The organism is Legionella santicrucis, assembly GCF_001468135.1.
GTDB lineage: Bacteria > Pseudomonadota > Gammaproteobacteria > Legionellales > Legionellaceae > Legionella > Legionella santicrucis.
The window spans coordinates 151-1123 of record NZ_LNYU01000080.1 but is presented as its reverse complement, the minus strand read 5'-3'; the positions used below and the strand labels follow the sequence as shown (position 1 = coordinate 1123).

The following is a 973-nucleotide window of genomic DNA, read 5'->3' as shown; positions in this document are numbered from 1 at the left end:
CGCTCTTAACCGTCACGGCAGCCAATGGCGTCTTAAGCAATGATGTGGCCGGCGCCGATGGCGCCAGCGTGGTGGGCGTGCAAGCCGGAAGCAATACCGCAAGCCCCCTCGCTACCGGGGTAGGCACCACCATCAACGGTGCTTACGGCACCTTAACCCTGCATGCCGATGGCTCTTATGAATATCAATCCAACGCCAATGCCCTTGCCGGCGCGGCCACCGATGTCTTTGTCTACACCATTCAAGACGGCGATGGCGATACCTCCACCACCACCTTAACCATCAACCTCAGCGACAGCGGGCTGGTTGCCCCGGCCGCGAATGAGGCGGTTGTCTATGAAAATGCCTTAGACACCGTACAAGATGGCGCTGATTTGGCGGCAGGCACGGTCACCGGCAGCCTGGGGCAAACCAGCACGGGCGAAACCGCAGCCAACAACCAGCTCAATGCCTCCGGCGGCGTGGGGGATCTCACCTACAGCTTGGCCGATGGCAGCAGCACCGCCAGCGGGAATTACGGCCTGCTCCACCTCGATGCCAACGGCAGTTACACCTACACCTTAACCCAAGCCTACACCACAACGCCTGCGGCCGATAATGGCGCTGATACGGCAAGCGAATCCTTTACCTACAGGGTGACCGATGCCAACGGCAACACCACCACCGGCACCCTGAACGTCACCATCGTCGATGACGTCCCTACCGCCCATGCCGATGCCGCAAGCCCCCTTAGCGAAGGCGCGCTCTTAACCGTCACAGCAGCCAATGGCGTCTTAAGCAATGATGTGGCCGGCGCCGATGGCGCCAGCGTGGTGGGCGTGCAAGCCGGGAGCAATACCGCAAGCCCCCTCGCTACCGGGGTAGGCGCCACCATCAACGGGGCCTACGGCACCTTAACCCTGCATGCCGATGGCTCTTATGAATATCAATCCAACGCCAATGCCCTTGCCGGTGCCGCCACCGATGTCTTTGC

The 973-nt window shown here is 61.4% G+C and carries 1 protein-coding gene; it reads left to right on the top strand.

Annotation, left to right across the window (positions count from 1 at the left end):
• A partial coding sequence (locus Lsan_RS13495) for an Ig-like domain-containing protein (protein ID WP_202814634.1) occupies window positions 1-973 on the top strand: 973 nt, incomplete at both ends.